We start from the raw sequence: 23,005 nt of genomic DNA on the forward strand, positions 1-23,005 counted from the left end.
GGTCATTGGTCCCGGGCCGGTTCGGGCCGCCCGGCCCTGCCGCATTCTCTACGACGAGCAGTAGTATTTACTACGTCTCGTAGTACGCATAGCTGGGGGTAACAGGTGGACGCGTTGGACGTCGCCCGGTGGCAGTTCGGTGTCACGACCGTCTACCACTTTCTCTTCGTGCCGCTGACCATCGGCCTGTCCGTGCTGGTGGCCATCCTGCAGACGATGTGGCACCGCACCGGCAACGAGCGCTACCTCAAGCTCACCAAGTTCTACGGCAAGCTCTTCCTGATCAACTTCGCCATGGGCGTGGTCACCGGCATCGTGCAGGAGTTCCAGTTCGGCATGAACTGGAGCGACTACTCCCGCTTCGTCGGCGACATCTTCGGCGCGCCCCTGGCCATCGAGGCGCTTGTCGCGTTCTTCCTCGAATCCACCTTCATCGGCCTGTGGATCTTCGGCTGGGACCGGCTGCCCAAGCGGGCGCACCTGGCCAGCATCTGGGCCGCCGCGATCGGCACCAACCTGTCCGCGTACTTCATCCTCGCGGCCAACTCGTTCATGCAGAACCCGGTCGGCTTCCGGATCAACCCGGACAGCGGGCGTGCCGAGCTGACCGACTTCCCGGCCGTGCTGACCAACAAGGTCGCCCTGATCACCTTCCCGCACACCCTGGCCGGCTCGTTCCTGGTCGCCGGGTCGCTGATCGTCGCGGTCGGCCTGTTCCACGTCATCCGCAACCGCGACTCCGCCGACGCCGGCGCGTACCGCTTCGCCACGAAGTTCGGCTCCTGGGTGGTCCTGGTCGCCTCCGCCGCCGTGCTGTTCACCGGTGACATCCAGGGCAAGATCATGACTGACGTGCAGCCGATGAAGATGGCCGCCGCCGAGGGCCTCTACACCACCGAGAGCCCCGCCTCGTTCTCCGTGCTCACCATCGGCAGCCTCGACGGCAGCCGCGAGGTGTTCGCCCTCAAGATCCCGTACCTGCTGTCGTACCTGGGCACCGGTGACCCGCACGGCACCGTGCACGGCATCAACGACCTGCAGGCCCAGTACGCCACCCAGTACGGCGCGGGCAGCTACACCCCGATCATCCCGGTCACCTACTGGAGCTTCCGCTTCATGATCGCCTTCGGGATGGCGGCCGCCGCGATCGCCCTGCTGGTCCTCTGGAGCCAGCGCAAGGGCCGCACCCCGCGCAGCAAATGGCTGCTGCGCGCCGGGCTGGCCATGCCGGTGCTGCCGCTGCTGGCCAACTCCTTCGGCTGGATTTTCACCGAGATGGGTCGTCAGCCGTGGATCGTCTTCGGCGAGATGCTCACCCGCAACGGCGTGTCCCGCAGCGTCTCGCTGGCCGAGGTGCTCACCTCGTTCACCGCTTTCACGCTGATCTACGCCACCCTCGCCGTGATCGAGGTCAAGCTGCTGCTGCGCTACGCCAGGGCCGGCGTGCCCGACGTCAGCGACGAGCACCCCATCGACGACACCACTGACGACGCCGAGCGCCCGCTCGCCTTCGCCTACTGATCCCCGGAGCCCATCGTGGACCTGACCACCATCTGGTTTCTCCTCGTCGCCGTGCTGTTCACCGGCTACTTCATCCTGGAGGGCTTCGACTTCGGCGTCGGCATGCTGCTGCCCGTGCTCGGCCGCGACGACCGGGAACGCCGCGTCCTGATCAACACCATCGGCCCGGTCTGGGACGGCAACGAGGTCTGGCTGATCACCGCCGGCGGCGCCATGTTCGCCGCGTTCCCCGAGTGGTACGCCACCCTGTTCTCCGGGTTCTACCTGCCGCTGCTGCTGATCCTGCTGGCCCTGATCGCCCGCGGGGTGGCCTTCGAGTACCGGCACAAGCGTCCCGAGGCGTCCTGGAAACGCCGCTGGGACGCCGCGATCGTGGTCGGCTCGCTGCTGCCGGCGATCCTGTGGGGCGTCGCCTTCGCCAACATCCTGCGCGGCGTGCCGCTGGACGCCGACCACGAGTACGTCGGCGGCCTGCTGGACCTGCTCAACCCGTACGCCCTGCTCGGAGGCGCGACCACCCTCGCGCTGTTCCTCACCCACGGCGCGGTGTTCCTCGCCCTGAAGACCACCGGCGACATCCGCGAGCGCGCGGGCGCCCTCGCGGTGCGCCTGGGTGTCGGCGCCGCCGTGCTCGCGGTCGGGTTCCTGACCTGGACGTTGAGCATCCGCTCCAGCGCGGCCGCCGTCGTGCTCGCCGTCGGCGCGGCCCTCGCCCTGCTCGGCGGCCTGGCCGCCGCCCGGGTACGCCGGGAGGGCTGGGCGTTCACCGGCACCGCCGTGGCGATCGGCCTGGCCGTGGCGACCCTGTTCGCGGCGCTGTTTCCGAACGTGCTGCCGTCCACCCTGGACGCGGCCGGCACGCTGACGGCCACCAACGCCGCCTCCACCCCGTACACCCTGAAGATCATGACGTGGGTGGCGGTGATCTTCACGCCGGTGGTGCTTGCCTACCAGGGGTGGACGTACTGGGTGTTCCGCAAGCGCATCGGCGTGGCCAACATCCCGCAGCACTGACCGGCGGGCGGGGTCGCACGGTGCCCAGGAGCGAGAGGCCGCTGGAAAGATCGTCGCCATGTGGAGCCGGGATCTCGACGTACTGGTGCCGATGTGGCAGGGCGCGGATGACCTCCGGGTGCGCGAGGGCCCGGCCGCGCTGGCCGCCCTCACCGTGCCGGGGACGCGGCGGGTCACGGTGCCGGTCCCGGCCGGCGGATCGGAGCGCGAGGGCGGTGTCCGGCACCGGGCTGCGGTCGTCGACGCCCACCGCGCGCATCGTGACGTGCTCGCGCGGCACCGTCCGCGGCGGCTGCTGACCTTGGGTGGGGACTGCGCGGTCGAGGTCGCGTCGGTGGCCCACCTCGCGGGTCGGTACGCGCAACGGCTGTTCGTGCTGTGGATCGACGCGCACGCCGACCTCAACACGCCCGCGAGCTCGCCGAGCGCAACCGCGCACGGCATGCCCCTGCGGCTGCTGCTCGACGACGACGCGCAGGGCGTACTGCCGGCGCCCCGCTGCCTCTCGCCGGGGCAGGTCGCCCTGGTGGGGGTCCAGGACCTCGACCCCGCCGAGGTCGAGTACGTGCACCGGCACGACCTGACGGTCCTGGACGTCCCGACGCTGGGCGCGCAGCCGACCCGGCTGGCCGCGCTGCCCCCGCCCGGCGCCGCGGTGTACGTGCACCTCGACCTGGACGTGCTGGACCCGTCCGCGTTGCCGGCCGTGGCCGTCCCCACCCCCGGTGGCGTGACAGCCGCCGCGCTGGCGCGGTCGCTGACCGCGCTGCGCGCCCACCACGAGGTGGTCGGAGTGGGAATCACCGAGTACGTTCCGCAGCTCGCGCACGACCGGCAGGCGCTCATCGAGGTGCTGGACGCACTCGGGCTGACCGATGCGCTTACCTGATCCGGTCCACGCGGGCACGGCTCGGACACCGAACACGCGGCCCCGGCCAGCCGGCATCGCACCCGCCAGAAATCGGCGGTCGGCGCGGATCCGGCCCGCTAGGGTGTGCCGATGCCCGACGCCGTGCACGTTCGTGAGCTCACCACCGACGACCTCGACGCCGCCTGGGAGTTGGGGCGGTTCGCGTTCGGCTCCAACCCGCAGCGGCCCGCGCACGCGAGCGTCGAGGTGCCCGGCATGATCCGCTACGGCGCGTTCGACGGCAGCGGTCGGCTCGTCGGCAAGGCCGTCGACCTGCACCACGACCAGTGGTGGTCCGGGCGGGCGGTCCCGGCGGCCGACGTCGGCGGTGTGGCGGTCGCACCCGAGTCCCGCGGCCGGGGGGTGGCCCGTGCCCTGCTCACCGCTCTGCTGGGCGGCGCCCACGAGCGCGGCGCGGCGGTCAGCGCCCTGTACCCGACCGTCGCCGCCCCCTACCGCTCCTGCGGCTGGGAGGCCGCCGGTGTGCTGCGCACCGTCGACCTGAGCACCGTCGCGCTGCCCCGGCGCCGGCCCGCCGCGCACCTGAGCGTACGGGCCGGCACGCCCGCCGACCTGGACGCCGTCGCCGACCTGTACGAGCGGGTCTCCCGCCACCGCAACGGCATGCTCACCCGCCAGGGCGCGCTGTTCGACCACTTCAACGCCAAGGGAGACCTGCCCGGCGACGGTCTCACCCTCGTCGAGGCCGACGGCGACCTGGTCGGCTACGCCACCTGGCAGCGGGGCCGCGGCTACGGCGCCGATTCGGTGCTCACCGTCGACGAGGTGCTGGCCGTCACCGCCGACGCGGCCCGGGAACTCGTCGGCGTGCTGGGCAGTTGGGCCAGCGTCGCGCCGACGCTGCGGCTGTGCCCGCTCGACGGCGACACCGTCAGCGCCCACCTGCCGCTGGAGGCGGCCCGCGACCACGCGCGGGACCTGTGGATGCACCGGCCGGTGGACGTGGCCCGGGCGGTGGGCGCGCGTGGCTGGCCTGTCCACGCCCGGGGCGCCGTCGACTTCCACCTCACCGATCCGCTCGCCGACTGGAACACCGGCGCCTGGCGGTTGGCTGTCGCCGACGGCGCCGCCGAGTTGACCCGGATCAGCGGCGAGGCGGACCTGCGGCTGGACGTGCGCGGTTTCGCGCTGCTCTACGCCGGGGCGGCCCGCGCCCGCTCGGTCGCGCAGGCCGGCCTGCTGGACTGTGCCGGTGACGCGGACCCGTCCGCCCTGGACCTGTTGGGCGCCGGCGGCCCGGCACAACTGCTCGACTACTTCTGACGGCCCGTGCGGCGTGCGCTCGGGCAAGGACCGTCCCCGGCGGGGACGGGTGGCCGTCCGCCTCGCCGCTAAGGTGTGCCGGTGCAAATCCTGGCTCGTGTCCGGTCTGGAGCGACGGTGCAGCGGCTGCTGTCCCATCCGCGCCTTCCGTTGGTGGCGGCTTGGGACGACGACCGTCCGGCGATCCGGATCTGGGAATACGGGGACGGACATCTGCGGGAGTGCGGAGCCCTCGGCGTGGGTTCGGCCGTCTACGCCGAGGACATCGGCTATGAACGGTTCGAGCGGACACCCTCCGCCGGCACCGCCGAGGCGTCGGTTGTCGACATGGACCAACTCGACCTCACCGACGGGACGCGGGTCTGGCAGTCGGGCGACCTGAACGCGGTCAGTGAAACCTCCGCGACCGACCCGTCCTGGCTGAAGATCCGGGCGGCCACGAACCGACTCACCTGAGCCCCTGTCGGTTCAGGCGACGCCCGCCAGTTCGTTGTTGGCCCGCTCGGTGATGAGCGAGAGGACGCGGGCGGCCGCGTCGGCCTCGGCGGGCGGGATGTCTCCGTACAGCCGGGCGGTGATGCCCTCGACGGCGTCGGCGATGTGGGCCTGGGTGGCGTGGCCGGCGTCGGTGAGCCGTACCTGCGGCTCGGCGGTGTCGTCGAGCCGCGCCAGGTCGGCGGCGACGAGGCCGGTGATCATCTCGTGCACGGCCGACTCGTCGACCTTGCGGGTGCTGGTGATGCGCTGCACGAGACGCGTGCGGGCGACGGGGCCGGCGGCGAGGGCGTTGAGGGTGAGGACCTGGCCGAAGTCGACGCCCAGGGGCGCGACGGCGCGTTCGAGCAGGGCCCGGGTGGCGAAGTGGGCCTGACCGATGACCTGACCGTTGAGAGTGGACACGATGCCTCCTTCAGAAACGTTGGCTACACCAACGTTGGTGGAACCAACGTAACACGGTTTGTGGGTCACGCCAACGATTACTGTTAGGCTGCCGCCATGGACGCCACCGCCCCGCAGTCACCCGCCGGGCTGCGGACCACCCCGAGCTGGCTGCTCAACCAGGCCGCCACCCACGCCGGACGACTCATCAGCGCCGGCTTCGCCGCGCACGACCTGCGCGGCTACCACTACCGGCTGCTCGCCGCACTGGCCGAGAGCGGACCCGCGAGCCAGGCCGACCTGGGACGTCGCTGCGCCATCGACCGCAGCGACGTCGTGGCCGCCGTCAACGACCTGACCGGTCGGGGACTCGTGGTACGCGCCCCCGACCCGGCCGACCGTCGCCGCAACGTCATCAGCCTCACCGAGGCCGGCGCCGACGAGGCCCACCGGATGGCCGACACCGTCGCCCGCGTGCAGGACGACCTGCTCGCACCCCTGTCGAGCGCCGAACGCGACCAGCTGACCCGCCTGCTCACCCGACTGCTCGAGCACCACAGCGGCCACTGACGCCGACACCGCCACGGCGGGCCCACCCCACCGGGGCAGACCCGCCGCGACCAGCGAAAACCCGACGCGCGCAGCGCTCAGCGGGCCTCGCGCAGCTCCGCGAGCCGGGCCTCGATCTCGGCCAGCTCCGCGCGCAGCTTCTCCGCCTGCTGCTCGGCCTCGGCCCGCTCGGTGCCGAGGATCTGCTCCACCGCCTCCTGCACACCGGGCACGTCGACAAGCGCCACCATCTTCAACGCCTCGGCCGGCTTCACCACGTACGGCTTCGCGAGGGCCTTGCTGCCCTGCTGCGCGGCGACGGTCCACTCGCCGTCGGCGTACGCCAGAGTGACCGTGAGACCGGCGGGGCTCTTCGGCTTGGCGGCCTTGACCACCCGCCGGGCCGGCGTCGCCTTCTCCGTCTGCTCCACCTTCGGCTCCTCCTGTCGCGGCGCGGGCACCCGCGGCGTGTCCAACACGAACTCCGGCGCGGCCACCGCCGCCGGCTCCGGCTCGGGCTCCGGTTTCGGCTCCGCCACCCGACGACCCGCGCCCTTGGGCGCCACCGCCAGGTCGGCGGGGGAGAACGGCAACTCGTCGCGGCCGAAACGCACCACCACGAACTCGTCGGACACCTCGGGATCGGTCAGCTCGACCACCTGGCCGACCTGACCGGCGATCTGCCCCGCCGACGCGGTGAACACCACCCGCGGCTTACGACCGGCCGCCAACGCCTCCCGGATGCTCTGCACCTCGTCAGTGGACAAACCCTGGCCGGCATCCATCACAACCCTCTTCCGTACACCTGTTTGATTGCTGTCTTGATACCAGTCGGCTGCGACAGCCGCCGCAAGGGGGTTCAGCCGCCCAGCGCCCGCAGCGCCCGGTCCGCGTGGTCGTTCATGCTGACCTCACTGTGGATCACCTCGATGACCCGCCGGTCGGCGCCGATGACGAACGTCATCCGCTTCGTGCTCAGCGGCCCCAGCGGCACCCGCCGCTTGACCCCGAACGCCTGCGCCACCGTCCCGTCGGCATCCGACAGCAACGGATAATCGAAACCGTGCAGCGTCGAGAACTCCGCCTGCTTCGCCACCGGATCACGGCTGATGCCCACCCGCGACGCGCCCAACGCCGTGAACTCCGCGCCCAGGTCCCGGAAGTGACAGCTCTCCGCCGTGCACCCCCGGGTCATCGCCGCCGGGTAGAAGAACAGCACCACCGGCCCGGTCGCCAGGAACTCCGACAGCCGCCGCGGCGTGCCCGTCTCATCCGGCAGCTCGAAGTCCTGCACCACATCGCCGACACCCACACCCGCCACCGCGCACCTCCGTTGTCCGATCGAACGCGCGGTGAGCGTAAGCGATCACACCCAGAGCGCCATCACCTCGTCGGCCACCGTCGCCGCCTGCGCCCACCCGGCCCGCGCCGCGCCGGCCCGCCGCGCCGGGTCCAGCACGTTGCGGCCGATCGCCGTACGCGCCGCCGCGTCCGGCGTCACCACCACCACCTGCGACCCGGCCGCCCGCAGCTCGGCCACCTGCGCCGCCAACCGTGGCATCGGCCCGAACGCCGCCGACGTCGGCGCGAGCACCAGCACCCGCCGCGCGCCCGCCGCCAGGTCCGCGTTCACCGACGAGCGCATCCCACCGTCGACGAAACGACGCGCCCCGATCGTCACCGGCGGCCACACCCCGGGCACCGCGCAGCTCGCACCCACCGCGTCCACCAACGACACCCCGTCGGCGCCGTCGAACACCACGAACTCACCCGACGCCGCGTCGACCGCTGTCACCAGCAGCCGCCGCGCCGGCCACTCCCGCGCCGGCAACCGCGCCTCGATCACCGCCCGCCGCGACGCCTCCGACGGGGTACGCGCCGCCACCGCCATCGCCCCGATACGCGCCCTCGACCGCACCGCGTCCCGCGTACGACCACCTGCCCACACCAGCCGCGCCACCGCCAGAAACCCCAGCCGCGCCGCCAGCTCACCCGTCGGCGGCGCCAACTGCTCCTCGTACAACCGCCGCAGCGGCACCCCGGAGCGCACCTGCGCGCCGACCACCGAACCCGCCGACGTGCCCACCACCAGATCGGCCTCGGTGAGGGCCGCACCCCGCTCGGCCAACCCGGCCAGCAGGCCCAACTCCCACGCCACCCCGGTCACCCCGCCACCGCCGAGCACCAACGCCCGCCGCATGTGACCCTCCTCTCGACGATCGACCCGCGCCGGTCACGGTAGCGTCGGCTCACCCCACCCGACAGCCCCGGAGGCATCGTGGCACCACCCGTCACCGTCATCACCGGCGGCGGTCGCGGCATCGGCGCGGCCACCGCCCGCCGACTCGCCGCCGCCGGGCACCACCTCGCCCTGTGCTACCGCCGCGACCACGCCGCCGCCGAGACCGTCCTGGCCGACCTGCACGCCGCCGGCGCGCAGGCCATCGCGGTACGCGCCGACACCACCGACCCCGACCAGGTCGCCGCCCTGTTCGACGCCGCCGCGCAACTCGGCCCGCTCACCGGGCTGGTCAACAACGCCGGCGTCACCAGCCCCATCGGCCCGTTCACCGAGCTGCGCGTCGACGACCTGCGCCGGGTCGTCGACATCAACCTCATCGGGTACGTCCTCAGCGCGCAACAGGCCGCCCGCCGCCTCACCGACGGCGGCGCCATCGTCAACGTGTCCTCGGCCGCCGCGACCCTCGGCAGCCCGGGGGAGTACGTGCACTACGCCGCCGTGAAGGCCGCCACCGACACCCTCACCGTGGGCCTGGCCAAGGAACTCGCCCCGCGCGGCATCCGGGTCAACGGCGTCGCCCCCGGCATCGTGCGCACCGACATCCACGCCGACTCCGGCGTACCCGACCGCGCCGACCGCGCCGCCGGCCGCATCCCATTGGGTCGCGCCGGCGAACCCGACGAGGTCGCCGCCGCCATCGCCTGGCTGCTCAGCCCGGACGCCTCCTACGCCACCGGCACCGTCCTGCGCGTCTCCGGCGGCCTGTGAGCCGGGGCGCGCGGCGCCCCGGCTCACACCTCAGTGAGTGAACAGCTTCGCCGCCGTGATCACCGTCTGCACGACCCCGTAGCCGAGCAGCACCGCCACCACCAGCCAGGAAATCCACAACCGGGCCTGCTGCCCGTGCCGACCGTCGTCACTCATCGCGTACCACTCCTCTCGACCGTCGTGTCGTCGTCCACGCCCTGCTCCGCCGCTGGTTCGTGGTAGCGCTGCGGCACCGGCCGCACCAGCAGGTTCGCCACGAAGCCCACCGCGAGGACACCCACCATCGTGAACAGCGCCGGCCGGTACGCCGCCGCCGTCAACGTGCCCGGCTTGCCCTGCGCGTCGAGGAACCCGTTCACGATCAGCGGCCCCGCGATCCCCGCCGCCGACCAGGCGGTCAGCAGCCGCCCGTGGATCGCACCCACCTGGTACGTCCCGAACAGGTCCCGCAGGTACGCCGGCACGGTCGCGAACCCGCCGCCGTAGAACGACAGGATCACGCACGCGAACAGCACGAACAGCGCCGTCGCCGTCTGCCCGAACACGGCCAGCAGCGCGTACAGCACCATGCCCACACCCAGGTACACCAGGTAGATCGGCTTGCGGCCGATCACGTCCGACGTCGACGACCAGACGAACCGGCCCGCCATGTTGAACAGCGACAGCAGACCCACGAACCCGCCGGCCGCCGCCACCGACACCGCCGACGTCCCGTTTTCCCGGAAGAAGTCCTGAATCATCGGGCTGGCCTGCTCCAGGATGCCGATCCCGGCCGTGACGTTGCAGAACAGCACCACCCACAGCAGCCAGAACGAGCGGGTCTTCACCGCGTTGGCCGCCGACACGTTCGCCGTGGTCACCAGCGGCTTCGCCGCCACCGCCGCCGGGTCGAAGCCGGCCGGACGCCACCCGTCGGCCGGCACCCGCACGTTCGCCACCCCGAACATCATGATCACGAAGTAGCCCAGGCCGAGCGTCACGAACAGCCACACCAGCGCGCTGCCCGACGCCGTCGAGCCCGCGTTGGACGGGTCGTAACCGGGGTCGTAGAACGACAGGAGCTGACGCGACAGGGGAGAGGCCACCATCGCGCCACCACCGAACCCCATGATCGCCAGACCGGTGGCCAGACCCGGCCGGTCCGGGAACCACTTGATCAGCGTCGAGACGGGGGAGATGTACCCGATGCCCAGACCGATGCCGCCGAGCAGGCCGTAGCCCAGGTACAGCAGCCACAGCTGCTTCGTGGCGATGCCCAGCGACCCGACCAGGAAGCCCGTCGCCCAGAAACAGGCCGAGACGAACATGGCCTTACGCGGCCCGTTCGCCTCCACCCACGTCCCGGCCACCGCCGCGGACAACCCCAGCATCACGATCGCGATGCTGAAGATCACCCCGATCGCGGTCTGACCGGTGTCGAAGTGGGCGATCAACGAGTTCTTGTAGACGCTTGTGGCGTAAACCTGGCCGATGCAGAGATGGATGGCCAACGCCGCCGGGGGAATGAGCCACCGGCTGTAGCCGGGCGGCGCGACGGTGTGCCGACGATCGAGTGCGGAAAGCATGCGCTGCTTCCTCTCCGAAGAGGACGTGAGACACCCCCACATGCCCACACCCCACGCCCGCGGCAAACCTCACCGTCGCCGGACGGTCCCTCCGGTGAGCTGAGCGGTCACTCAGCCCCTCCCTGCCGGCTACCCCAGGTCGGGCACGTGCCAGCCGCCGGCCAACGCGTCGGCCTCCGCCGGACCCCAACTACCCCTGTCGTACGGCCGCACCGGGGTCGCCAGATCCAGGATCGGCTCGACGATGCGCCACTCCTGCCGAATCGTCTCCGCCCGCGCGAACCGCAGATGCTGCCCGTCCATCGCATCGTCGAGCAACCGCTCGTACGCCTCCTGACGGCGACCCAGCGCCGCCCCGAAGTCCACCGACAGGTCGACCGGACGGCTCGCCACCTCCGCACCCGGGCTCTTCGCCTGAATCGACATCGTGATGCCGTCCCCACGACCCAGCCGGAACCGCAGCAGATTCGCCGGCGCCGCCGCCCCACCCGCGGCAGGGATCAACGCACGCTGCGGCTGCTTGAACTCGACCACCACCTCGGTCGCCGTCCCCGCCAGGGACTTGCCCGTCCGCAGATAGAACGGCACACCCGCCCACCGGGGAGAGTCGACAGTCAACCGGGTCGCCACGAACGTCTCCGTGTTCGAATCCGGCGCGACACCCGGCTCGTCGCGGTAGCCCGCGTACTGCCCCCGCACCGTCAACTCCGGCGACAACGCCTCGATCTGCCGCAGAACCGCGGCCTCCGCCTCACGAAACGCGTCCATGTCGTCACCCGCCGGCGCGTCCATCGCGATCAACGCGACCACCTGGAGAATGTGGTTCTGCAACACGTCACGGGTCGCGCCCACGGTGTCATAGAACCCGGCACGACCCTGCGTGCCAAAACCCTCGGCCAGAGTGACCTGCACGTTGTCGATGTGCTCGCTGTTCCACAACGGCTCGAACAGCCGATTGGCGAACCGGAACGCGTACAGACTCTCCACGGCCTCCTTGCCCAGGTAGTGGTCGATCCGGAACACCCGCGTCGGATCGAAGGCCCCCCGCAACGTCCGATCCAACTCCGCGGACGACGCCAGGTCACGCCCGAACGGCTTCTCCACGATCACCCGACCACGATCGGCCAGCCCGACCGCCGCCAGCCCCCGCACGACCGCACCGAACACCATCGGCGGGATCGCCAGATAGAAGACCGGACGCTCGGCGTCGCGCAGACGCTCCGCCAGCCGCTCGTACGTCACCGGGTCCGCGTAGTCGCCCGAGATCATCGACAGGTTGCCCGCCAGGGCGTCGAACGCCTCGTCGTCCACCTCGTCACTCGCCTCGGCCACCGACTTGCGGGCGGTCGCAATCAACTGCTGATCGTCCCAGGGGGAGCGGGCCACCCCGATCACCGGGACGTCGAGCCGACCACGTCGGGTCAACTCGTACAGCGCCGGAAACAGCTTCTTCGAAACGAGATCACCTGTCACGCCGAACAGCACTACCGCGTCTGAGCGCACGTGCATGGCACTTCCATCCGATCATGTGGAAACCTGATCTTCCGAACGGACAACCGCGAGCCCACAGGAGGAATTCCCCGGCAACGACACACGTGAGGTCGGCGACAGCGACGGCGCACACCCTGAGAAGTCCACCGATCAGAGTGTGACGCGGGCGACACCCAACCCTGATCGACGAATCTCGATCATCCTAAGGCCCGCCAACCCCGACGCTCCACCCCCTCCCGCGTATCCGCCACGACCGAAGACGGGCAGCAACGCTCCGCGCGACAGGGGAGGACCCCCGAATGAACCTGGCAGTCGACCGATCCGCCGCAGCCGGCCCCGAGGTGGTGTGCCTGCCGATGTTCGGCATGACCCGCACCGCCACGGCCACCGCCTTCAGCCCCGCCCTCGCCGGCGCCGACCTGCGCGAGACATACCTGGACCTGCCCGGCCACGGCGACAGCCCCGCCACCTGCCCACCCACCTCCCAGGCCCTGCTGGACACCGTCTGCGCATGGCTCGACCACCACGTCGACGCACCGGTCCTGATCGCCGGCGCCTCCTACGGCGCCTACCTCGCCGCCGGCATCGCCCGCCAACGCCCCGACCTGGTCCGCGGCCTGCTCCTCGTCTGCCCCGGAATCACCATCGCACCGGCCAGCCGCACCCTGCCCGACCACCGCCCACCCCCGGGACCCGCCGGCTGGCTCGACAACGCCCCCACCGAACTGCGCACCCACCTCGACACCGCGCTCGGCCACCGCACCCCGACCGTCGTCGCCACCGTCCTCGCCGCCCTGCACGCCGGCGGCCCCGGCGACGACACCTTCCAACAGGCACTGCGCACCGACCCCGGGTACGCGCTTCCCGACGAGGCCACCGACACCCCCTACGACGGCCCCGTCAGCGTCCTCACCGGCCGCCAGGACGGCATCGTCGGCTACACCGACCAGTTCCACGCCATGCGCCGCTACCCCCGAGGCACCTTCACCACGATCGACGCCGCCGGGCACTACCTGCCCTTCGAACAACCAGCACTGCTGCGCGCGCTCACCCAGGACTGGCTACGCCGGACGCTGACCTCGCCCATGCCACGGCACACGACGGCGCAGCTCCTGCGCGACAATGGCCGGCATGGCTGACCTGAGCGACACGAAAGCCGCGCTGCACTACTACCTGCGGCGGACGCGCGACGACCTCATCTGGAAGCTCGACGGTCTGAGCGAACGCGAGGCCAGAACACCCCGCACCGTGACCGGCAACAACCTGCTCGGCATCGTCAAACACTGCCTCAACGTCGAAGCCGGCTATTTCGGGCCCACCTTCGGCCGCCAGTTCCCGACGCCCGAGGAACTCGTTCCCCTGCAGGCGTTCGACGATGACCCGCAGGCCGACTGGTACGCGCGCGAGGACGAGACGAAGGACGGCCTGATCGACCTGTACCGCCGGGTCGCGCAGTTCGCGGACGAGACGATCGACCAGCTGCCGCTCGACGCGCCCGGGCAGGTGCCCTGGTGGCGGCCAGGGCACCAGGACGTGACCCTGGACCGGATCATCATGCACGTGACCGGCGACCTCGCCCGGCACGCCGGGCAGGCGGACATCATGCGCGAGCAGCACGACGGCGGAATCGGCTGGCACCAGGACGGCACCAGCATCCCCGACGGGTACGACTGGCCGGCCTACGTCAGCAAACTGCGAAAGCTGGCCGACCACTTCGAGTGACCGACCGCGCACGGCGCCCCCGCACAGGCGATCATGGCCGATCCGGGCTGGGGGAGAGGCGACGCGGAAACGGGCAGTGCCCGGCCGACGAGAACCCTCGCCGACCGGGCACTCTCGCGGCTGCGGTCAGCTGCCGGCACCCAGGTTCTTCAACCCCTGCAGCATCTCGGCGAAGTCGCTGGTCTCCGCCGCCGGCGGCGTCTCGATGGTCACCGCCTTGCCGTAGTCGGTGTAGTCGACCACCATGTCGCCCATCGCGCCCATGACGGTGCCCGCACGGCGCGGCCGGTACTGCTCGTCGACCCAGAGGTCGACCTCGATCTCCTTGACGCCCGCCGTGGCGAACTGCTTCTCGACGCCGGCCCGCAGCTTGGCGTCCACCTGAGCCAGTTGCGTCGCCACCGGAGTGGTGACGGTGTAGTGGACGGTACGCGCCCCGTTCACCGTCTCCGCACCGATGACCGTCACGCCCTCGGCGGCGAGCAGCGTCTTGACCTGCTTGGTCGGGTCGATGTCCTCGAACTGCTTGCTGAAGTCCATCCCCGCCTGCTGGCCGATGCTGGTCATGTCCATCTTCATCCAGCGCTTGCCGCCCATGCTCGCGCGGTCCTTCGTCGGCACCTCGACGTAGATCACGGTGCCGATCAACCGGATGGTCGTCGTGTCGCCGTCCGGGTCCGCCGTCGTCATCTCGGCCTTGACCGGGTCACCCAGGTCCATGACACCCTGCATGGAGATCTTCTCGCCGCCGACCGTGCCCGTCATCGTCATCGTCACCGAATCGCTCTTGTCGGTGACGTCCATCGTCTTCTGCAGCGATCCCTTGAGGTCGCTGGCGAGCAGCTCAAGGACGCTGGGCTGCTTCGGCGCCTCGGACGAGCCGGACGCCACGCCGCAGGCTGAGTGCGGTGATCGCCGAGAGCGTCACCACCGCGGTCTTCTTCCACAGTGACACGTGTGCTTCTTTCCCCGAAGGATGCTGGGAATCTCCCCAGTAGATCGACGACACGCTAGCCCACCCGGTCGACTCCCGGGTGCCGCCCAGGGACCTTCGATAATGCACATTATGTAAAGTAAGCCGATTCGGGGGCCCCCTCGACAGCGGGCAGTCGCGGGTCATGCCCGGCACGACACGTGCCTCTCGATCAGCGCGACTCGTTGCGACACCGGTCCGGCCGGCACGTGGACCAGGTGGTGCCCGTACGCCTCGTACACCTGCTCGTACACGCGGGCGAAGGCCAGCGCATCGGCGTGCGGCGATGGTGGCGTCTATCTGGCGGCGGCTCTGCAGGGCGATCACGGCGTCGGCGAAGTCGGGTTCGTGCCACGGCTCGGCGCACCCCTGCGCCTGGCGCTCGGCGATGATGTCGGTGGCGGCCTCTCGGACCGTGACGTGTCCCCTGTGGCGGAGTGCCTCCAGCAGGGTCGTCTTGCCGGCGCCGGGTGCTCCGGTCAGGACATACCGCGGTGGTTCGCGCATGTTCTCGCTCCTCTCCCCCCGCTTCCCGGGAACGTGAAAATGCTGCATAATATCCCTTATGCATGACAAAAAGGACGAATCGCTCGGGGTGCTGATCGAGGAGTTCCTGACCGCCCGCGCGACCCGCAAGCCCTCCCCCCACACCCTGGCGGCCTACCGGCGAGACCTGTACACGGTGGCCGCCCTGGTCGCCGAGGGTGACACCACTCCCCTCCCCCTGGACGCGCTGTCGATCACCGACCTCTCCCCCCGCGTCATGCGGGCGGCGTTCGCCCGGTTCGCCGCGCCCCGGGCGCCCGCGTCGGTGCACCGGGCCTGGTCCACCTGGAACAGTTTCTTCACGTTCCTGGTCGCCGATCAGGTGGTGGCGGGCAATCCGATGCCGGCGGTGGGCCGTCCCCGGGCGCTACTCCCCCAGCCGAAACCGCTGCGGGGCGCGGACACCCCCGAGGTGCTGCTCGCGTCGGTCGCCCGCGACGACGGACGGCAGCGCGACCCGTGGCCGGAGCGGGACGTGGCGGTGCTGGCGGTGGCGCTGTGCGCGGGGCTGCGCCTGTCGGAGCTGCTGGCGCTGCGGGTCGGCTCGTTGGCGGGTCGGCCGGGTGAGCGGCGGATCGAGGTGGTCGGCAAGGGCGGGCGGCCACGGGTGGTGCCGATCGAGGCGGACCTGGATCGGGTGCTGCGGGACTACCTGGACAGTCGCGGGCGCCGTTTCGGGTCGCGGTCGGTACGTCCCGACTCGGCGTTGCTGGTGGACCGGCACGGTGAGCCGCTGCGCCGCGGTGGTCTGCAGTATCTGGTGGAGTCGTGTTATCGGCGGGCGGGCATCGGTGACCGGGTGCCGCGCGGGGCGCGGCTGCACGCGTTGCGGCACACGTTCGCGACCCGGTTGGCGGAGGACGGGGCGAGCGCGGCGGAGATCATGCGGTTGCTGGGGCACGCGTCGTTGGCGTCGTCGCAGACGTACATCGAGGTGACGGCCGGGCAGCAGCGTGACGCGGTGCGGGCCAACCGCACCAATCGCGCGTTGGCTGCTCTGGTCGGGTTGGACCAGGACTGAGCGGGGTCAGTGTGCGCGGTGGCCGGTGCCGTCGGCGGTGACGGGAAGGGGGCCGAGGACGGCGTTGATGATGTGGATGCGGGCGTTGGTGGCCTGGTAGTCGGCGCAGACGGTGTCGGCGCGGTCGGCGAGGCGGGTGGTGGCTCCGGTACGGGTGACGGTGATGGTGGCGCCGTCGATTGTGGTGGTCGAGCCGGCGGTGGCGAGGTCGCCGATCGGGTGGGCTCCGGTGCTGAGGTGGGCCTTGAGCAGGGTGCGGAGCTGGTCGGTGTGGTGGGTCATGAGGTCGTCCCAGTTGTCCTCGGAGAACGTGGCGGCGAAGGCGTCGTCGGTGGGTGCGAGGACGGTGACGGCGGTGCCGGCGGGGAGGTCGGTGAGGACGCCGCTGGTGCGCAGAGCCGCTTCGAACGTGGTGAGGGTGGGGATCCAGCGCAGTGCCTCATCGACGGGTTGACCGGCGAGGAAGGTCGGGTTGCCGGGGTCGGTGCCGGTGGGCAGGGCGGCGCAGAGGGGTCCGGTGACCTGGGGTGTGGTGGCGGCTGACGCGTCCTGGGCGCGAGGTGTGGCGGTGGTGCCGGTGCAGGCGGCGAGCAGCAGCAGTGTCGGTGCGAGGAGGAGGAGCCTTCGCGGTCGGGGGTGTCGCGCTGCGGTGGCGGGGTGCGACACGACGGCCTCCACGGGTTCGGGGTGGACCGGCGGCGCGGGCGTGGGGCCCGCGCCGCCGGTGCGGTCAGTTGGCGTTCAGAGTGCCGCGCACTGGGTGGTGCGGGGGCCGTGCACGGTGTTGGCGATGCCGAGGTTGGTCGGCGTGGGGTTGTTGCCGGTGCAGGTGAGAGGGCCGCGGATGGTGGAGCCGCCCAGCAGTGGGATGTCGGTGCCGGTGGTGTTGCCGGTCAGGCTGACCGGGCCGGCGACGGTGACGTCGATGATGGAGACCGCGTCGGTGGTGTTGGCGATCTGGACGGGGCCGTTGACGGTGCTGTCGGCGAGCAGGACGCCGGCGGCGCCGCTGGCGGTGACCGGGCCGCTGATGGTGGTGCCGGTGGTGACGAGTGCCGCGCCGGCGCGGACGGTGACCGGCCCGTTGACGGTGGCGTTGGCGGCGCAGGTGAAGCCGGTGACGACCAGGGGTCCGTTGCGTCGGCCGGTGAGGGTCGGGTAGACGCGTTCGCCGTCGGTCAGCTTCTCCACGCCCAACGGGTCGAGCAGCAGTGGGATGAGGCCGCGTTCGGGTTGGTTGAGGGGGACGTACCAGCCGTCGGTGGTCTTGATGACCTTCCAGCCGTGGGCGGCGATGCGCTGGGCGACGGTGGTGCCGACGCCGCCGGGTCCGTCGGTGCGCGGGCCGTTGTACTGGGCGTCGGTGAGCTTGTAGGCGCACGGCGCGTTGTCGAGGATCAGGTTGGCCGGGGGCGCGTCCAGGGGCGGCGGGCTGTCGCCCGGGTGGGGTGCGGGGTGGGCGGGGATGGGGCGGGAGCCGCGGAAGACGAGGCGGCCGGTGTTGGCGGCCTGGATCTCGATGGCCTCGGCGCGGGAGGTGAGGATGTCGCCGCGGTCGGTGCGGTGGTAGTCGAGGAACTGCTGGAACGTCCAGAGGGCGGAGTAGGTCTTGCGGCGCCGGTTGTTGGCGGTGTTGCCCTCGTCGGGTCGGGTCTGGCCGCCGGAGCTGCGCAGTTCCAGCAGGGAGTTGGTGACGTTCTTGAGGCCGAGGGTGTTGCGCAGGATGGTTTCCTCGCTGAGGCCGACGTTGCCGCCGCCTTCGCAGCCGTAGGGGCAGGGCCACCAGCCGGCTTCGGCGCCCTTGGCGTACATGTGGCCTTCGATCATGTCCTGGGACTGGTCGAAGATGGGCTGGGCGACGTTCTGGTGCCGGGGCGGCAGCATGGGCAGGTCGCCGGCGCGGGAGTTGCCGAACTCGTGGCCGTCGTAGCCGGCGACGGGTCGGTAGTCGCGGACCATCGTGATGTACGCGGTGGTTTCGGGTTGGCGGATCAGGGAGTAGTCGCGGTTGAGGTCCTGGCCGGTGGAGTTGCCGCGGGTGTTGGCGGCGCGGCCGTCTCCGTTGATGGTGGGGACGATCAGGACGGTGGTGTGGCTGAGCAGGTCGGTGATGCGGGGGTCGGTGCTGAAGGCGAGTTGTCGGGCCATGATGAGGCAGGCTTCGCGGTCGCCGGGTTCGTTGCCGTGCACGTTGCAGTTGATGGCCACGGGTGCGGTGGCGGCGACGGCTGCGGGGGTGGCGGCCGGGGTGGGGTGTCCGATGACCAGCATGTTGATGGGCCGGTTCTGGACGGTGCGGCCGAGTTCGACGACGCGTACCCGGTCGCTGAGGGCGTCGATGGCGGCGGTGTAGGCGTACTCGTCGGTGTCGCTGGTGTACTGCGCGGCGTGGGTGGTCTCCCACTGGGTGCGCAGTTGTTGGCCGGGGGTGTCGGGGTTGCCCCAGGGTGCGGTGGTGGTGGCGGTGACGGGGTCGGAGTAGGGCTGTTCGGTGGTGCCGGTGCGGGCGCGGACGCGCCACTGGAAGCTGTCGCCGGGGTTGAATCCGGAGTCGGCGAAGGTGGGTGCCTGCTGGTTGATCTGGCGGTTGGGGCGCCAGACGCCGACGATTGTCGGTGCGCCGGTGGGGGTGCCGTTGGTGTCGATGGCGGTGCGTTCGATCTGGTAGTCCGTGGCGCCGTCGACGGGCGTCCAGGCGAGGGTGGCGTACCCGTCGGCCTGGCGGACGGTGAGGTCGGCGACCTGGTTCGGTTGTGCGGCGCTCTGGGCGTTGGCGGGGGTGGGTGCGGTGGTGAGGGTGAGAGCGATGAGGGTTGCTGCGGCGACGAGGGTGGATCGCTGGCGTCTCATGTGGCCTCCGACTGTTTGATCGTGGCGCGACCCGCCCAGCATGATCGTCGGAGTTCGTCGATGCAATGATCTTGAGGCAATCTTGCGGCTCGGCGCTGGCTGCGTGGAGGTCGGGGTCGGTCGTCAGCCGAGGTCGACCAGCAGGGGGCGGTGGTCGGAGATGGTGGACGGTGGTGCGGTGACGGCCCGTACGGGTGGGAGCTGGTTGAGGGCGTGCCGGTCGGCGAGGACGTGGTCGAGTTGGACGCGGGGCTGCCCGGAGGGGTAGGTGGGGAGTCGGCCCAGGGGGCGCCAGCCGGAGATGAACCGGGCCGGGCCGGCGGGCAGGTTGAGGTCGCCGAGCAGGACGCGGGGGCCGGGTAGCGCGCGGAGGGCGCGCACGGTCTGGCGGAGTTGGCGGGCGTTCCAGCCGGGCACGAACGACAGGTGGGTCGCGGCGGCGGTGAGGGGGCCGTGTGGGGTGTCGAGGACGGCGGCGAGGACGACGCGGGGTTCGTCGTGCAGCAGGATGAGGCCGCCGCCGGGGCCGGGGACGTAGACCGGTGAGCGGACGGGGGCGGGCTTGAGTCGGGTGACGTGCCAGCTGCGTACGGGGTGGCGGCTGATGAGGCCGATGCCGTAGCAGGGTTCGCCGTGGCCGTCGTCGTCGTGGCGCAGGGGGCGGAACTGTTCGCCGGGGGTGCCGACGACTGCGGCGGCGAAGCGGTGGTGTGGCGCGTCGAGGGCTCGGGCGGCGATGGCGGTGAGGTCGAGGTTGCCGCTGCGGTGTTGGTCGCGGTCGACCTCCTGCAGGGCGAGGACGTCGGCGTCGAGGGCGCGGACGGCGGCGGCGAGTCGGTCGGGGTTGACGAGCCCGTCGGTGAGGGATCGTCCGTGCAGCAGGTTGAAGGTGGCCAGGCGCACTCCTGCACCCTACGTCCCCGTGGCAGGGTTGCCGTGTGGTGAAGGTGCTGCTGTGTTCGATGCTGGTGTTCGTGGCGGTTGGCATGTTGGGGGTGTGGTTGCGGCGTTCGCGGGGTCGTTGACGGGTGAGGCTGGCCACTTCGGGCGTCGGTGGGTCGGGTGGGGTGGGGAGAATTGCCGCCCGTGGACGCCGTATCGCTGAGTACGTTGCTGGTCGCCGCCGCGATGGCCGGGTGGGTGGACGCCGTGGTCGGCGGTGGTGGGCTGCTGTTGTTGCCGGCGTTGCTGGTGGCCGCGCCGGGGTTGCCGGTGGCCACCGCGTTGGGCACGAACAAGTTGGCGGCGATCTTCGGTACGGCGACGGCGGCGGCGACGTACGCGCGGCGGACGAAGCTCGACTGGCGGGTGGTGGGGCCGGCGGCGGGGTTGGCGGTGGTCAGCGCGGGGGTGGGTGCGGCGCTGGCCGGGGCGGTGCCGGCGTCGGCGTACCGGCCGGTGGTGTTGGTGGTGTTGGTGGCGGTGGCGGTGTTCGTGCTGCTGCGTCCCCGGCTGGGGGTGGTGGCGGTGCCGGCGCGGCGCACGCCGGCGCGGGTCGCGGTGGCGGTCGGCGTGGCCGGGTTGGGCATCGCCCTGTACGACGGGTTGATCGGTCCGGGTACGGGCACGTTCCTGGTGTTGGCGTTCACGGCGCTGATCGGTGCGGACTTCGTGCACGGGTCGGCGATGGCGAAGGTGGTCAACGCGGGCACGAACCTGGGTGCGTTGGTGGTGTTCGGGGTGACCGGGCACGTGTGGTGGTTGCTGGGCGCGGGGATGGCGGTGTGCAACATCGCGGGCGCGGTGCTGGGTGCGCGGATGGCGTTGCGCCGTGGTTCGGGTTTCGTGCGGGTGGTGCTGCTGGTGGTGGTGCTGGCGTTGGTCGCGAAGTTGGGTCACGACCAGTGGGTGGCCCGCTGACGGAGGCGGGTGGGCCCGCCCTAGGCGCGGCGGCTGGGTGAGTCGAAGCGGCCGGCGCGGATCTCGCGCAGGGCCCGGCGGCGGGTGTCGCCGCGCAGGGTGTCGACGTAGAGGGTGCCGCGCAGGTGGTCGGTTTCGTGTTGCAGGGCGCGGGCGAGGAAACCGGTGCCGCTGATGGTGAGCGGTTCGCCGTGCTGGTCGACGCCGTGGGCGGTGGCGTGCAGGGCCCGTACGGTCGGGAAGTACAGCCCGGGGATGGACAGGCAGCCTTCCTCGTCGTCCTGGAGTTCGTCGGACAGTTCCAGGGTGGGGTTGATGAGGTGGCCGCGGTGTCCGTCGGCGTCGTAGACGAACACCTGGGCGCTGACGCCGATCTGCGGTGCGGCGACGCCGGCGCGGCCGGGCTCGCCGAGCAGGGTGTCCATGAGGTCGGTGACCAGGGCGCGTAGCTCGGCGTCGAAGGTGGTGACCGGCTCGCATTCGGTGCGCAGGACGGGGTCGCCGATGATCCGGATGGGCCGCATGGTCATGCGGGTCAGCGTATCGCCGTCGGTGCTGGGGTCAGCGTCCGGCCAGGGTGGCGCGGATGGGGGTGGTCTTCGCGGCGGCTTCGGCGACCTCGGCGGCGGGGTCGCTGTCCCAGGTGATGCCGCCGCCGGCCCAGGTGTGCAGCAACTCCCCGTCGGCGGCGGCGGTGCGGATGGTCAGGCCGAGGTCGACGCGGCCGGGTGCGACCCAGCCCAGCGCGCCCATGCTGGCGCCGCGGCCGACGGGTTCGAGGCCGGCGATGTGGGTCAGGGCGGCGAGTTTCGGTGCGCCGGTGACGGAGCCGCCGGGGCAGGTGGCGCGCAGCAGGTCGGCGAGGCCGAGGCCGTCGGCGGCGGCTGCCCGTACGGTCGACTCGGCCTGCCACAGGTCGCACCAGCGGCGCACGGTGAACAGGTCGTCGACGGTGACGGTGCCGGTGCGGGCGATGCGGGCGAGGTCGTTGCGTTCCAGGTCGACGATCATGATGTGTTCGGCGCGTTCCTTGGCGCTGGTGAGCAGTTCGGCGCGGCCGGCGGCGGTGGCGGGGCGGGTGCCCTTGATGGGTCGGGTGATCAGGTGCCCGTCGCGGACCTCGATGAGGGTTTCCGGGGAGGCGCAGCCGATGGCCCAGTCGTCGCCGGTGAGGACGCCGCCGTAGCGGGCGCCGGGCAGCGCGCCGAGGCGGAGCAGGGCGGGCAGCGGGTCGCCGGTGTAGGGGGCGGCGGCGTGGCCGACGAGGTTGGCCTGGTAGACGTCGCCGCGGCCGATGGCGGCGCGGATGGCGTCGACGGCGGCGGCGTGCTGCTCGGGTGTCCAGCTGTCGGTCCAGTCGCCGAGCCACCAGGGTGCCGCCGCGCGGGCGGGGGCGCGTCGGGTGGGGCCGTGGTCGTAGACGACGACGGCGAGGTCGGGCAGGGCCGGGGCGGGTTCGGGCGCCGCGGTGGGGGCGCCGGCCAGGTGTGCTCCGGCGGCGGCGGACAGGTAGAGCGCGGCGCCGCAGGCCCCGGTGTCGTGGTGGGTGGGGGTGGGTCGGGTGAGGTCGCGCAGGTTCAGGCCGTGCGCGGCGAGGAACTCCTCGGCGAGGACGGCGGGGTCGCCGCCGTCGGTGCGGCGCCAGTGCAGGCGGGCGCGTTCAGCGAGCGTGTCGCGACACGCGGTGGGCGCGGCCGGCACATCGACCAGCACCTGTGGGAGCGTTTCCACGCCGTATGGTCCGACCTTCCTCATCCGTTCAGTGGATTTCCCGTACGCCAGGCCGGCACCTGCTCGATGCTGGACACTT

23 protein-coding genes and 2 pseudogenes are annotated in these 23,005 nt (G+C 71.6%); 11 read left to right on the top strand and 14 right to left on the bottom strand.

The genetic code is table 11. The annotated features are described in order from the left end of the window. Positions 1 to 105 precede the first annotated feature (105 nt). The 5 genes from ABZU53_RS26020 to ABZU53_RS26040 all read left to right on the top strand — a co-directional run bounded on the left by ABZU53_RS26020 (position 106) and on the right by ABZU53_RS26040 (position 5,185). The gene (locus ABZU53_RS26020) at positions 106 to 1,521 is read left to right on the top strand and encodes a cytochrome ubiquinol oxidase subunit I (protein WP_355068051.1); all 1,416 of its coding nucleotides are present in this window, start codon (positions 106 to 108) and stop codon (positions 1,519 to 1,521) included. A gap of 15 nt (positions 1,522 to 1,536) precedes the next feature. Next, entirely contained in the window at positions 1,537 to 2,535 is a 999-nt protein-coding gene (gene cydB / locus ABZU53_RS26025; protein ID WP_355068053.1) for a cytochrome d ubiquinol oxidase subunit II, read from the top strand. 58 nt (positions 2,536 to 2,593) lie between these two features. Next, the gene (locus tag ABZU53_RS26030; RefSeq protein WP_355068054.1) at positions 2,594 to 3,424 is read left to right on the top strand and encodes an arginase family protein; all 831 of its coding nucleotides are present in this window, start codon (positions 2,594 to 2,596) and stop codon (positions 3,422 to 3,424) included. 111 nt (positions 3,425 to 3,535) lie between these two features. After that, positions 3,536 to 4,729: a GNAT family N-acetyltransferase gene (locus tag ABZU53_RS26035; protein WP_355068056.1), complete on the top strand. Its 1,194-nt coding sequence runs from the start codon at positions 3,536 to 3,538 to the stop codon at positions 4,727 to 4,729. Between the two features lie 117 nt (positions 4,730 to 4,846). Beyond that, positions 4,847 to 5,185 carry a hypothetical protein gene (locus ABZU53_RS26040; RefSeq protein ID WP_355068057.1) on the top strand — a complete coding sequence of 113 codons (339 nt, stop codon included), beginning with the start codon at positions 4,847 to 4,849 and terminating at the stop codon, positions 5,183 to 5,185. 12 nt (positions 5,186 to 5,197) lie between these two features. On the opposite strand, the gene ABZU53_RS26045 is transcribed toward ABZU53_RS26040, so the two are convergent. Then, positions 5,198 to 5,629: a hypothetical protein gene (locus ABZU53_RS26045; protein WP_355068059.1), complete on the bottom strand. Its 432-nt coding sequence runs from the start codon at positions 5,627 to 5,629 to the stop codon at positions 5,198 to 5,200. Between the two features lie 96 nt (positions 5,630 to 5,725). On the opposite strand from ABZU53_RS26045, the gene ABZU53_RS26050 reads away from it, so the two are divergent. Next, the gene (locus tag ABZU53_RS26050) at positions 5,726 to 6,178 is read left to right on the top strand and encodes a MarR family winged helix-turn-helix transcriptional regulator (RefSeq protein ID WP_355068061.1); all 453 of its coding nucleotides are present in this window, start codon (positions 5,726 to 5,728) and stop codon (positions 6,176 to 6,178) included. Positions 6,179 to 6,255: 77 nt separating this feature from the next. On the opposite strand, the gene ABZU53_RS26055 is transcribed toward ABZU53_RS26050, so the two are convergent. The 3 genes from ABZU53_RS26055 to ABZU53_RS26065 all read right to left on the bottom strand — a co-directional run bounded on the left by ABZU53_RS26055 (position 6,256) and on the right by ABZU53_RS26065 (position 8,357). Continuing rightward, positions 6,256 to 6,942 carry a hypothetical protein gene (locus ABZU53_RS26055; protein ID WP_354855292.1) on the bottom strand — a complete coding sequence of 229 codons (687 nt, stop codon included), beginning with the start codon at positions 6,940 to 6,942 and terminating at the stop codon, positions 6,256 to 6,258. Positions 6,943 to 7,016: 74 nt separating this feature from the next. Continuing rightward, positions 7,017 to 7,478: a peroxiredoxin gene (locus ABZU53_RS26060; protein WP_355068063.1), complete on the bottom strand. Its 462-nt coding sequence runs from the start codon at positions 7,476 to 7,478 to the stop codon at positions 7,017 to 7,019. 45 nt (positions 7,479 to 7,523) lie between these two features. Then, positions 7,524 to 8,357 carry a patatin-like phospholipase family protein gene (locus ABZU53_RS26065; RefSeq protein WP_355068065.1) on the bottom strand — a complete coding sequence of 278 codons (834 nt, stop codon included), beginning with the start codon at positions 8,355 to 8,357 and terminating at the stop codon, positions 7,524 to 7,526. 78 nt (positions 8,358 to 8,435) lie between these two features. On the opposite strand from ABZU53_RS26065, the gene ABZU53_RS26070 reads away from it, so the two are divergent. Next, positions 8,436 to 9,167, top strand: a complete 732-nt coding sequence (locus tag ABZU53_RS26070) for an SDR family oxidoreductase (RefSeq protein ID WP_355068067.1) — start codon at positions 8,436 to 8,438, stop codon at positions 9,165 to 9,167. A gap of 30 nt (positions 9,168 to 9,197) precedes the next feature. Here ABZU53_RS26070 and ABZU53_RS26075 read toward each other — a convergent pair whose 3' ends face one another. From ABZU53_RS26075 to zwf, 3 genes are all read right to left on the bottom strand, one after another. Next, positions 9,198 to 9,323, bottom strand: coding sequence for a hypothetical protein (locus tag ABZU53_RS26075; RefSeq protein WP_255473694.1), 126 nt, complete (start codon positions 9,321 to 9,323; stop codon positions 9,198 to 9,200). Then, a complete protein-coding gene (locus ABZU53_RS26080; RefSeq protein WP_355068068.1) occupies positions 9,320 to 10,732 on the bottom strand; it encodes an OFA family MFS transporter in 1,413 nt (470 codons plus the stop codon). The genes ABZU53_RS26075 and ABZU53_RS26080 overlap by 4 nt, the downstream gene beginning before the upstream one ends. A 129-nt stretch (positions 10,733 to 10,861) precedes the next feature. Beyond that, positions 10,862 to 12,241: a glucose-6-phosphate dehydrogenase gene (zwf, locus tag ABZU53_RS26085; protein ID WP_354855297.1), complete on the bottom strand. Its 1,380-nt coding sequence runs from the start codon at positions 12,239 to 12,241 to the stop codon at positions 10,862 to 10,864. A gap of 281 nt (positions 12,242 to 12,522) precedes the next feature. Here zwf and ABZU53_RS26090 point away from each other — a divergent pair, with 281 nt between their 5' ends. Together ABZU53_RS26090 and ABZU53_RS26095 are read left to right on the top strand one after the other, a co-directional pair. Next, positions 12,523 to 13,362 (top strand): alpha/beta hydrolase, encoded by an 840-nt coding sequence (locus tag ABZU53_RS26090; protein WP_355068070.1) that lies wholly within the window; start codon positions 12,523 to 12,525, stop codon positions 13,360 to 13,362. Continuing rightward, positions 13,355 to 13,945, top strand: coding sequence for a DinB family protein (locus ABZU53_RS26095; protein ID WP_355068071.1), 591 nt, complete (start codon positions 13,355 to 13,357; stop codon positions 13,943 to 13,945). Before ABZU53_RS26090 ends, ABZU53_RS26095 begins: the two co-directional genes overlap by 8 nt. A 126-nt stretch (positions 13,946 to 14,071) precedes the next feature. Here the strand turns inward: ABZU53_RS26095 and ABZU53_RS26100 are convergent. Continuing rightward, positions 14,072 to 14,900: pseudogene (locus ABZU53_RS26100) on the bottom strand (hypothetical protein). Positions 14,901 to 15,269: 369 nt separating this feature from the next. After that, positions 15,270 to 15,473: pseudogene (locus tag ABZU53_RS26105) on the bottom strand (AAA family ATPase); the annotation flags it as partial. A 10-nt stretch (positions 15,474 to 15,483) separates the two neighbouring features. Here ABZU53_RS26105 and ABZU53_RS26110 point away from each other — a divergent pair. After that, positions 15,484 to 16,485 (top strand): tyrosine-type recombinase/integrase, encoded by a 1,002-nt coding sequence (locus ABZU53_RS26110; RefSeq protein ID WP_355068073.1) that lies wholly within the window; start codon positions 15,484 to 15,486, stop codon positions 16,483 to 16,485. A 6-nt stretch (positions 16,486 to 16,491) separates the two neighbouring features. Here ABZU53_RS26110 and ABZU53_RS26115 read toward each other — a convergent pair whose 3' ends face one another. The 3 genes from ABZU53_RS26115 to ABZU53_RS26125 all read right to left on the bottom strand — a co-directional run bounded on the left by ABZU53_RS26115 (position 16,492) and on the right by ABZU53_RS26125 (position 20,238). Continuing rightward, positions 16,492 to 17,151, bottom strand: coding sequence for a fasciclin domain-containing protein (locus tag ABZU53_RS26115; RefSeq protein WP_355068075.1), 660 nt, complete (start codon positions 17,149 to 17,151; stop codon positions 16,492 to 16,494). A gap of 75 nt (positions 17,152 to 17,226) precedes the next feature. Next, entirely contained in the window at positions 17,227 to 19,335 is a 2,109-nt protein-coding gene (locus ABZU53_RS26120) for a M14 family zinc carboxypeptidase (protein WP_355068077.1), read from the bottom strand. A 123-nt stretch (positions 19,336 to 19,458) separates the two neighbouring features. After that, on the bottom strand, positions 19,459 to 20,238 hold the full coding sequence (locus tag ABZU53_RS26125; protein ID WP_354855303.1) for an endonuclease/exonuclease/phosphatase family protein: 780 nt from the start codon (positions 20,236 to 20,238) through the stop codon (positions 19,459 to 19,461). A gap of 183 nt (positions 20,239 to 20,421) precedes the next feature. Between ABZU53_RS26125 and ABZU53_RS26130 the strand changes: the two genes are divergently transcribed. Further along, a complete protein-coding gene (locus ABZU53_RS26130) occupies positions 20,422 to 21,195 on the top strand; it encodes a TSUP family transporter (RefSeq protein ID WP_355068079.1) in 774 nt (257 codons plus the stop codon). 20 nt (positions 21,196 to 21,215) lie between these two features. On the opposite strand, the gene def is transcribed toward ABZU53_RS26130, so the two are convergent. Together def and ABZU53_RS26140 are read right to left on the bottom strand one after the other, a co-directional pair. Beyond that, positions 21,216 to 21,725, bottom strand: coding sequence for a peptide deformylase (gene def / locus ABZU53_RS26135; RefSeq protein ID WP_354855305.1), 510 nt, complete (start codon positions 21,723 to 21,725; stop codon positions 21,216 to 21,218). Between the two features lie 31 nt (positions 21,726 to 21,756). Beyond that, positions 21,757 to 22,977, bottom strand: a complete 1,221-nt coding sequence (locus ABZU53_RS26140; RefSeq protein ID WP_355068113.1) for a chorismate-binding protein — start codon at positions 22,975 to 22,977, stop codon at positions 21,757 to 21,759. Between the last annotated feature and the right edge of the window lie 28 nt (positions 22,978 to 23,005).

This window comes from Micromonospora sp. NPDC005194, from assembly GCF_040608335.1.
In the GTDB taxonomy this organism is placed as follows: Bacteria; Actinomycetota; Actinomycetes; order Mycobacteriales; family Micromonosporaceae; genus Micromonospora.

Bases quoted from the DNA above. Each gene is read 5' to 3' on its own strand.
- ABZU53_RS26030 (WP_355068054.1), top strand. From the start codon at position 2,594: ATGTGGAGCCGGGATCTCGACGTACTGGTGCCGATGTGGCAGGGCGCG.
- ABZU53_RS26035 (WP_355068056.1), top strand. From the start codon at position 3,536: ATGCCCGACGCCGTGCACGTTCGTGAGCTCACCACCGACGACCTCGAC.
- ABZU53_RS26050 (WP_355068061.1), top strand. From the start codon at position 5,726: ATGGACGCCACCGCCCCGCAGTCACCCGCCGGGCTGCGGACCACCCCG.
- ABZU53_RS26055 (WP_354855292.1), bottom strand. From the start codon at position 6,942: ATGGATGCCGGCCAGGGTTTGTCCACTGACGAGGTGCAGAGCATCCGG.
- ABZU53_RS26065 (WP_355068065.1), bottom strand. From the start codon at position 8,357: ATGCGGCGGGCGTTGGTGCTCGGCGGTGGCGGGGTGACCGGGGTGGCG.
- ABZU53_RS26075 (WP_255473694.1), bottom strand. From the start codon at position 9,323: ATGAGTGACGACGGTCGGCACGGGCAGCAGGCCCGGTTGTGGATTTCC.
- ABZU53_RS26080 (WP_355068068.1), bottom strand. From the start codon at position 10,732: ATGCTTTCCGCACTCGATCGTCGGCACACCGTCGCGCCGCCCGGCTAC.
- zwf (WP_354855297.1), bottom strand. From the start codon at position 12,241: ATGCACGTGCGCTCAGACGCGGTAGTGCTGTTCGGCGTGACAGGTGAT.
- ABZU53_RS26090 (WP_355068070.1), top strand. From the start codon at position 12,523: ATGAACCTGGCAGTCGACCGATCCGCCGCAGCCGGCCCCGAGGTGGTG.
- ABZU53_RS26095 (WP_355068071.1), top strand. From the start codon at position 13,355: ATGGCTGACCTGAGCGACACGAAAGCCGCGCTGCACTACTACCTGCGG.
- ABZU53_RS26110 (WP_355068073.1), top strand. From the start codon at position 15,484: ATGCATGACAAAAAGGACGAATCGCTCGGGGTGCTGATCGAGGAGTTC.
- ABZU53_RS26120 (WP_355068077.1), bottom strand. From the start codon at position 19,335: ATGAGACGCCAGCGATCCACCCTCGTCGCCGCAGCAACCCTCATCGCT.
- def (WP_354855305.1), bottom strand. From the start codon at position 21,725: ATGACCATGCGGCCCATCCGGATCATCGGCGACCCCGTCCTGCGCACC.